The following is a 9,202-nucleotide window of genomic DNA, read 5'->3' as shown; positions in this document are numbered from 1 at the left end:
CTGACCGGGCTTTTTATCACAAAGACAAGGCTGAATATGTTTACCTTTGTGGCGATCATGGGGTGTATCCCGGCAGCCAGAGCAGCAACCGGGTTTATCATGATGCTGATGCAAAAACCGGCATCGGAAGCATTAAAAGAAAAGATCGAGCAGGTAAACGAAAATGTACGGATCTTATATGATATGACCTTTACTGCTTATCAGAAAACAGTTCCGGTTGATGCAGTTGCCGTGAGCGGGACGCAGGTGATCGGTTATGTGAGCAGTGAAAAAGCGGATCTTTCGTTTGGAGAAGAACACATCCGGGAGATTTTAAAGAACAATAAATGCAAATCGGTCGGTGTGAAACTGTTCCGGGAGGAAAAACGTTTTCTGGATCAGTTAAAGCAGATGAACCAGAAACAGAGTGAACATGAGACGACGGGCAGCCGGAAGGCAGAATATATCTGCGACGTGCTGCGTGCGATCGTACTTTAACAAAATCAGGCAGCAAAGAGGATTGCGAATATCCGCCTGACAACAGTAAAATACCGGGAAAGGAAAAGCAATGAGAGAACTTGTGATCTCAAAGTACGAGGCAGGGCAGCGTTTTGATAAATTTCTCGCAAAATATATGGAACTGGCACCGAAAAGCTTTTTCTATAAGATGATGCGAAAGAAAAACATCACGCTGAACGGTAAAAAAGCAGCAGGAAATGAAAAACTGGAAAATGGAGATACAGTGAAACTGTTTCTCTCTGAAGAGACGATCGAAGGATTCCGGGAAAAGAAAAAAAGAGCCGTACATACCGGGGCAAAGCTGGATATTCTCTATGAAGATGAGCAGGTCATGCTGATCAACAAGCCGGCAGGGATGCTCTCGCAGAAGGCGGAAAAAGGCGATATTTCCATGGTGGAGCATCTGATTTCCCATCTTCTGGATACCGGCGAAGTGACCGAAGAAATGTTAAAAACATTCCGGCCGTCCCTGTGCAACCGTCTGGACCGCAATACGAGCGGAATCGTGGCAGCGGGCAAGACGCTGCAGGGTTTGCAGATGCTCTCAGGGCTTTTCAAAGAACGTACCCTGCACAAATATTACCTTTGTATCGTAAAAGGCATGATCAAAGAAGAACAGGATGTCAGAGGATGGCTTCTGAAAAACGAAAAGACCAACCAGGTCAGAATTTTCAAAAACGAGACAAAGGATGCCAGACCGATCCACACAAAATACCGTCCGCTTGCAGACAATGGGCAGGAGACGCTTCTGGAGATCGAGCTTCTGACAGGACGTACACATCAGATTCGTGCCCATTTGTCCTATATGGGACATCCGATCTTCGGTGATCCGAAATACGGAGACGCAGTGTTGAATAAAAAACTGACTTCCGGGTACGGACTTCACATGCAGCTTCTGCATGCCTGGCATCTGGTATTTCCAGAGCTTTCCGGTGATTTTGAAGGACTTTCCGGTAAAAGCATCTACGCTCCGGCACCGAAGCAGTTTGTGAGTATTGCACAGAAAAGAGGACTTGGAACATGGGAACATGGAATTCCAGAGGTTTAAGAGGGTCCGCACTTGAGGAACTGATCAACCGCACGAACGAACAGTATCGCGAGAAAGGGCTGGCACTGATCCAGAAGATCCCGACTCCGATCACGCCGATCAAGATCGACAAAGAAAAGCGTCATATCACGCTGGCGTATTTTGATCAGAAAAGTACGGTCGATTATATCGGGGCAGTGCAGGGAATCCCGGTCTGCTTTGATGCAAAAGAATGTGCGTCAGATACCTTTGCTCTCCAGAATATCCATCCGCATCAGGTCGCTTTTATGCAGGATTTTGAAAAACAGGGCGGGATCGCCTTTCTGCTGATCTATTATACCGGAAGAAATCTGATCTTATATCTTCCGTTTAAGGATATGATACGGTTCTGGGAACGGGCACAGAATGGAGGACGCAAAAGTTTCCGTTTTGAAGAAGTAGATCTTTCCTATCAGATTGAAGCCGGACACGGCGTATTTGTACCGTATCTGGAGGCGATTCAAAAAGATTTGGATGCCAGGGATTGACAGAAATCAGAATTGAGCATATAATAACATCTGATTTTGCATGATAATTAGGTAACACGTTAATACAATAAAGTGAAACAGATGGAGAATTTGAAGGATCTAATGCATGATTTTATACGGTAATGCCGATATTTACATGACGGGATTATTGCATATTCTCAGAAAGAGCAAGGGCAGAAGAGAATGGAGGAACCTATGGAACAGAGACTGCTGCACACACCGGAGGGCGTGCGTGATATCTACAGCGGAGAGTACGCCAGAAAGAAAGCACTTTTACAGAAACTGCACAGAGTCGTAGAGGGTTACGGTTACTGTGATATTGAGACACCGACCTTTGAATATTTTGATGTATTCAGCAGAGAGATCGGAACGACTCCGTCCAAAGATCTGTATAAATTTTTTGACCGCGAGGGAAACACCCTTGTACTTCGCCCAGATATGACACCGGCGATCGCCAGAGCCTATGCAAAATATTTTTCCAATGAGGAACTGGGTGTCCGACTTTCTTACATGGGAAATACGTTTGTAAACAACTCAAGCCTTCAGGGACATTTAAAAGAAATGACACAGCTCGGTGCGGAGCTGATCGGGGACGGCAGCGTGGAAGCCGATGCCGAGATCACGGCAATGATCGTAGAGATGCTGCTGGCAGCCGGACTTACCGAATTTCAGGTGAGCATCGGACATGTAGAGTTCTTCCAGAGCCTGCTTGCAGAGGCCGGTGTTGACAAAGCTACCGAGCAGGAACTTCGCAGACTGATCACCAACAAAAACAATTTCGGTGTCGAGACACTGCTTGAAGAGCGGAACATGAATGAAAAGCTGACGAACCTGTTCAAACGCCTTCCGCAGATGTTTGGAAACATCGAAGTGCTCGATCAGGCAGAGAGTATGACTGATAATACACAGGCTCTGGCGGCGATCGCCCGCCTGCGTAAACTGTATGAGATCATCCGCAAATATGGATATGAGAAATATATTTCCTTTGACCTTGGTATGCTTGGAAGCTACGGTTATTATACCGGCGTACTGTTTCGTGCCTACACGTTCGGAACGGGAGATGCCGTTGTAAAAGGAGGGCGTTACGATCAACTGATGGGATATTTTGGAAAGCCGGCAGCATCGATCGGATTTGTCGTGCAGGCAGATGAGCTTTTAAATGCACTTTCCAGACAGAAGATTGCGGTTCCGGTCGAAGAAGGACCGACGCTGGTTCTCTATGACAGTTTCGTCCGTGATCAGGCGATCGAAGCATCCATTCAGATCCGCAGGGACGGAGGAAAGGCAGCTCTGATGAGAAGAATAGAAGGTTATCCGCTTTCTTTCTACAGCGCCTATGCGAAACGAAATGCACTTGAGAAGGTTGTTTATTTTGCAGCGGACGGAAACGTACAGACAGTGAAACCGCAGGAGGAAAAAGCATGAGATATCTGACATTTGCACTGGGAAAAGGACGGCTCGCAAAGAAAACACTGGAGCTGTTTGAGAAAATTGGGATCACCTGCGAGGAGATGAAGGACAAAGATTCCAGAAAACTGATCTTTGTCAATGAAGAGCTGAAACTGCGTTTCTTTCTTGCAAAAGGACCGGATGTGCCGACTTATGTCGAATACGGTGCAGCTGATATCGGTATCGTAGGCGAAGATACCATTTTAGAAGAACAGCGGAAACTGTATGAAGTTCTGGATCTTGGATTCGGAAAATGCCGGATGTGTGTCTGCGGACCACAGTCTGCGGCAGAACTTCTGAAACATCAGGAGCAGATCCGCGTGGCAACCAAGTATCCGCATATTGCAAAAGACTATTTTTATAATAAAAAACACCAGACAGTAGAAATCGTCAAACTGAACGGTTCGATCGAGCTGGCACCGATCGTCGGACTTTCCGATGTGATCGTCGATATTGTGGAGACCGGTTCCACACTTCGCGAAAACGGTCTGGTCGTACTCGAAGAAGTATGCCCGTTATCTGCCAGAGTGGTAGTCAACCAGGTGAGCATGCGTATGGAAAATGAAAGAATTACAAAGATTTTGACAGATCTGAAATCTGTGATCAAACAGGAGGCATAAAAGAATGCGTACAATAGCACTTACAGAGGAAACCAGAAAAAACGTGCTTGAGAATCTGCTGAAACGCAGCCCGAGCAGCTATGGAAAATTCGAGGATGCTGTGGCAGAGATCGTTGAGAATGTACGAAACAACAAAGATGCGGCAGTGTTTGAATATACGAAAAGATTTGACGGTGCCAATATCAACGCCGGAAACATCAAAGTGACAAAAGAAGAGATTGACGAAGCTTACGAACAGGTTGATCCGTCTCTTCTGGATGTTATCAGAAAAGCACTGGTCAACATTCGTGAATATCACGAAAAACAGAAAAAATACAGCTGGTTTGACAGCAAACCGGACGGAACCATGCTTGGACAGAAAGTCATGCCGCTTGCAAAAGTCGGTGTCTATGTTCCGGGTGGAAAAGCAGTTTATCCTTCTTCTGTTCTGATGAATGTTGTACCGGCAAAAGTGGCAGGTGTGGAGAAGATCATCATGACGACCCCTTGCGGAAAGGACGGAAAAGTGTATCCGTCCACACTTGTTGCCGCTATGGAGGCAGGAGCCGATGAGATCTACAAAGTGGGTGGTGCCCAGGCGATTGCAGCTCTGGCATTCGGAACCGAGAGTATACCAAAAGTAGACAAGATCGTAGGTCCTGGAAACATCTATGTGGCACTTGCCAAAAAAGCTGTTTACGGACATGTCAGCATTGATTCCATCGCCGGACCGAGCGAGATCCTGGTACTGGCAGATGAGACAGCCAATCCGCATTATGTGGCAGCCGATCTGCTCTCTCAGGCAGAACACGACGAGATGGCTTCTGCGATCCTGGTAACGACAAGCCGTGACTTTGCAGATAAAGTTTCCGAAGAGATCGAAGGCTATTTAAAAACTCTCTCAAGAAGCGAGATCATCCGCAAATCACTGGACAATTATGGCTACGCACTGGTTGCAGAGACGATGGACGAGGCGATTGAGACTGCAAACGAGATCGCATCTGAGCATCTGGAGATCGTGACGGCCAACCCGTTTGAAGTAATGATGAAGATCCGCAACGCCGGAGCCATCTTTATCGGAGAATACAGCAGCGAACCGCTGGGCGATTATTTTGCCGGACCAAACCACGTACTGCCGACCAACGGAACTGCAAAATTCTTCTCCCCGCTTGGCGTAGATGACTTTATCAAACGTTCCAGCATCATCTATTATTCAAGAGAGGCACTCAAAGATATCCACAAAGATATCATCCAGTTTGCCGAGGCAGAAAAACTGACGGCACATGCAAATTCGATCCGTGTCCGGTTTGAAGAGGAAGATGCCAATGAGTAGGACAGCCACCATCACCCGGACAACAAAAGAAACGGATATCGCAATGACGCTTTCCCTTGACGGAAGCGGAAAATCCAAGATCAGTACCGGCATCGGATTTTTTGACCATATGCTGGACGGATTTACCAGACATGGGCTGTTTGATATGAAACTTTCCGTAAAAGGAGATCTCTATGTGGACTCCCACCACACGATCGAAGATACCGGGATCGTGCTCGGCAATGCGATCCGCGAGGCAGTCGGTGACAAAAAAGGCATAAAACGCTACGGACATTTCATTCTTCCGATGGATGAGTGCCTGGTCGTGTGTGCCGTCGATCTGTGCGGAAGACCGTATTTATCCTTTGATGATGTATTTACCGTACCGAAATGCGGGGATATGGACACCGAAATGGTACGTGAATTTTTCTATGCTGTTTCCTATGCGGCAGCAATGAATCTGCATATAAAAGTCTTGACACCCGGAAATAATCATCATATGATGGAAGCAATGTTCAAAGCATTTGCGAAAGCACTGGACATGGCGGTTGGAATGGATAGCCGCATTACAGATGTGCTTTCGACGAAAGGAAGTTTATAATGCAGAAGAAAATTGTGGTACATATGTATCTGAAAAACGGGAAAGCAGTGACCGGTTTTGACGGAAAAGAATTGCTTGAAGATGGCGATGTGATGAGTATTGCCCAGCATTACAGCAACAACGGGGCAGATGAGCTTCTGATCTTTGATCTGTCGGATGACGATGCAGATCACGAGCAGTCTCTCAATCTGATCCGCCAGATCAGCCGGGTGATCGATATCCCGATGAGTGGCGGCGGCCATATTAAAAATCTGGAAGATGTGAAAAAGCTTCTCTACGCAGGATGCCAGCAGGTTTTCTTAAATTATGCCAAAGCAGCCAATATTGAACTGACAGAAGAAGTATCCAAACGTTTCGGAAAAGAAAAAATCGCGATCTGTACAGACAGTTTTGCACAGCTGCAGGCAAACAAGGCGAGGGTAAATGAATATACCTCCCGTGTGATCCTGCTCTGCGATGAAGTGGATGTGCGTACAACTGCCCGCCTTGTAGAAGTGCCGGTACTTCCGGTTTCCACACGTGCAGACCGTCACGGCCTGCTGAAGCTTCTGATGCTCGACAATATCTGCGGTGTCTGCGGAGATACATTCTCTGATCTGAATGAAGATCTGATGGCAGCCAAGCTGGAAGCGAAAAAGCATGGCGTTGAGATCAATACGTTCGAGAGCAAGATGAGCTGGAATGAGCTGAAACTGAACTCCGACGGCATGATCCCGGTTGTTGTGCAGGACTACAAAAATCTGGAAGTGCTGATGGTCGCTTATATGAACCGTGAAGCTTTTGAAAAGACTGTGGAGTCCGGAAAGATGACCTACTGGAGCAGGAGCCGCAACGAACTGTGGCAGAAAGGTGCGACCTCCGGACATGTCCAGTATGTCAAACAGCTTTCCATCGACTGCGACAACGATACCATCCTGGCAAAGGTGCAGCAGATCGGTGCCGCATGCCATACCGGGAACCGCAGCTGTTTCTACCGTGAGATCTTAAAGAAAGATTACCATGAGACCAATCCGGCGATCGTTTTCGACCATCTCTATAAGCTGATCGAGGATCGCAAACAGCATCCGAAAGAAGGATCTTACACCAACTACCTGCTTGAACAGGGCATTGACAAGATCCTCAAAAAAGTCGGAGAAGAAGCGACGGAGATCATCATTGCAGCGAAAAACCCGAATCCGGAGGAGATCAAGTACGAGATTTCCGATTTTCTGTACCATGTGATGGTACTGATGTCTGAACGCGGTGTGACTTGGGATGATATCACCAGAGAGCTTGCAAACCGCTAAGGGTATGATTTTGATATAACCGAATAAAACCCCGCCTTTTTGCATAGCGTATAGCAGAAAGGCGGGATTTTTATGCATACAGGCTTAAGTGAAGAGCAGAGACGGCAGATCGAAAAGATGCGGCGGCAGAGCGGCCGTATGCCGGTTTACCGGAAAACGGCAGAAAAAGTGAATGATTTTTCAGAAAAAACAGAAGAACTTCCACAGAACGGGAGTTCTTTTTTTACACGCCTTCTGGCGGCAATGCTGCTGCTGGCACTGTTTTTGCAGTTTCATTTGAGCGGCAGTTCGATCTTTGGATATAACAGCCGGGAGGCAGTTACGGCGGTCAGTCAGAGCATAGACTTGCAGAAAGTGGCAGATTCTGTTAGAATAAAATAATATGTGGGTCAGAACGTCATGGATTTCAGACTCGCGAAACAGGAGAAAGCATAAATAAATACAGGTAATATAAGCATCAGGAGGAACCACATGGGGAATAAACAAAGGGGAAAAATGAAAAGACTGCTTGTGGCAGCACTTGCGGCGTGCATGGCATTTCCGGCAAGTCTTCCGGCACAGGCAGCAGGCACGGTACACGGCAAAAAGGTCGGCTGGATACAGAAAGAAGGGCAGACGTACTACTGTGATCCATCTACTCTGCAGAATGTATGCGGCAAATGGCAGCTGATCGGCAAAAATTACTATTATTTTGACCAGCTGGGCAGATTGATCCGCAACAAATGGGTTGGAAATTATCACGTCGGCGACAACGGAGCCCTGGAAAAAAACAAGTGGATCGGCAAATATTTTGTCGGTGAAAACGGAAAGTGGATCAAGAAATTCAAGGGCGGCTGGTATAAGATCAACAAAAAGTGGTATTATTATACAAAAGAAGGCGTAAAGAAAACCGGCTGGTTAAAGTACAAAGGTAATAAGTACTATCTGGATAAAAACGGTGTGCGTCTGACCAAGTGGCAGAAGATCAAGAATACCACCTACTATTTTACGAAAAAAGGTAAACAGCGGAGTACTTCCTGGAAAAAGAAAGGCGGCTGGTATTACCCGACCAGCACGACCGGCTCGGTGTACAAAGGCGAGCGTATGAACACGGGAAGCCGCCTGACAGCAACCAAGATCGAGTACCGCACTTCCACGCTCAAAGTCATCCTTCGCAAACACAGAGCGTACAGCACCTGCTACTGGACTGCGGATATTAAGATCAACAATCCAAACCAGATGTTTTCGGCATTTTCCTATGGGACGTATGGCGGAACAAGAGAGACGACTTCGCATGCGGTAAAACGCACCAAATCGATCATCGGCATCAATGCCAGTGCTTTTTCCTATTCGGACGGCAGACCTTGTTTTGATGCAGTGAAGATCCAGAAAGGCAAGATCTACAACCGTGCAGGCGGTACAAGCTATTCCAACTGTGCCGTTCTGTGGGACGGAACCATGTTTACGCCGGAAGTACATCTTTCCGCCGAAGATCTGGTGGAAATGGGCGTAAAAGACAGCTACAATTTCGGACCGCCGCTGATCGAAAACGGCAAAAAAGTTACATACAATATGGCAAATTCTGCAAACGACTGGTCACTGATGTTCTATAAAGATCCAAGAAGTGCCGTCGGTATGGTAGAGAAAGGCCATTACATTCTACTCGTTGCAGACGGAAGAGGGATCGGCGGTTCCCTCGGACTTACCAGAACCGAGATGCAGAATATTTTCAAAAGCTACGGCTGTACCTACGCCTACAATATGGACGGCGGCGGATCAGCAACCCTTGCTTACCGCGGAACGGTGTTGAACCATCCATCCGACGGAGCAGAGCGGGCATGTGGAGATTTCCTGCTGTTCAAAGAATAAGAGGTAAAGAACAGCTGAATAAAACTTATAAAAGTATATAAATAACTGTTGAATT

At 46.9% G+C, this 9,202-nt stretch carries 10 protein-coding genes; all 10 read left to right on the top strand.

The genetic code is table 11. The features are described from left to right. Nucleotides 1-477, top strand: a 477-nt coding sequence (locus ACLTL4_RS10365) for a hypothetical protein (protein ID WP_412320502.1), incomplete at its 5' end; no start/stop codon positions are given. A gap of 70 nt (nucleotides 478-547) precedes the next feature. Further along, nucleotides 548-1,546, top strand: a complete 999-nt coding sequence (locus ACLTL4_RS10360; RefSeq protein WP_412290794.1) for an RluA family pseudouridine synthase — start codon at nucleotides 548-550, stop codon at nucleotides 1,544-1,546. Then, entirely contained in the window at nucleotides 1,519-2,052 is a 534-nt protein-coding gene (locus ACLTL4_RS10355) for a Holliday junction resolvase RecU (RefSeq protein WP_022118557.1), read from the top strand. The genes ACLTL4_RS10360 and ACLTL4_RS10355 overlap by 28 nt, the downstream gene beginning before the upstream one ends. Nucleotides 2,053-2,247: 195 nt before the next feature. Further along, on the top strand, nucleotides 2,248-3,477 hold the full coding sequence (hisZ, locus tag ACLTL4_RS10350; protein WP_412290796.1) for an ATP phosphoribosyltransferase regulatory subunit: 1,230 nt from the start codon (nucleotides 2,248-2,250) through the stop codon (nucleotides 3,475-3,477). After that, the gene (gene hisG, locus ACLTL4_RS10345; protein ID WP_022118559.1) at nucleotides 3,474-4,121 is read left to right on the top strand and encodes an ATP phosphoribosyltransferase; all 648 of its coding nucleotides are present in this window, start codon (nucleotides 3,474-3,476) and stop codon (nucleotides 4,119-4,121) included. The genes hisZ and hisG overlap by 4 nt, the downstream gene beginning before the upstream one ends. A gap of 4 nt (nucleotides 4,122-4,125) precedes the next feature. Then, nucleotides 4,126-5,433: a histidinol dehydrogenase gene (gene hisD / locus ACLTL4_RS10340; protein WP_412290798.1), complete on the top strand. Its 1,308-nt coding sequence runs from the start codon at nucleotides 4,126-4,128 to the stop codon at nucleotides 5,431-5,433. Beyond that, nucleotides 5,426-6,013 (top strand): imidazoleglycerol-phosphate dehydratase HisB, encoded by a 588-nt coding sequence (gene hisB / locus ACLTL4_RS10335; protein WP_022118561.1) that lies wholly within the window; start codon nucleotides 5,426-5,428, stop codon nucleotides 6,011-6,013. Before hisD ends, hisB begins: the two co-directional genes overlap by 8 nt. Further along, the gene (hisIE, locus tag ACLTL4_RS10330; protein WP_022118562.1) at nucleotides 6,013-7,299 is read left to right on the top strand and encodes a bifunctional phosphoribosyl-AMP cyclohydrolase/phosphoribosyl-ATP diphosphatase HisIE; all 1,287 of its coding nucleotides are present in this window, start codon (nucleotides 6,013-6,015) and stop codon (nucleotides 7,297-7,299) included. The genes hisB and hisIE overlap by 1 nt, the downstream gene beginning before the upstream one ends. Nucleotides 7,300-7,371: 72 nt before the next feature. Beyond that, nucleotides 7,372-7,680 carry a hypothetical protein gene (locus tag ACLTL4_RS10325; RefSeq protein WP_022118563.1) on the top strand — a complete coding sequence of 103 codons (309 nt, stop codon included), beginning with the start codon at nucleotides 7,372-7,374 and terminating at the stop codon, nucleotides 7,678-7,680. Between the two features lie 90 nt (nucleotides 7,681-7,770). Next, a complete protein-coding gene (locus ACLTL4_RS10320; RefSeq protein WP_412290801.1) occupies nucleotides 7,771-9,147 on the top strand; it encodes a phosphodiester glycosidase family protein in 1,377 nt (458 codons plus the stop codon). Nucleotides 9,148-9,202: the final 55 nt, after the last annotated feature.

This window comes from Hominisplanchenecus sp., from assembly GCF_046967715.1.
In the GTDB taxonomy this organism is placed as follows: domain Bacteria; phylum Bacillota; class Clostridia; order Lachnospirales; family Lachnospiraceae; genus Hominisplanchenecus; species Hominisplanchenecus faecis.
This window is presented reverse-complemented; position numbering and strand designations above follow the sequence as displayed.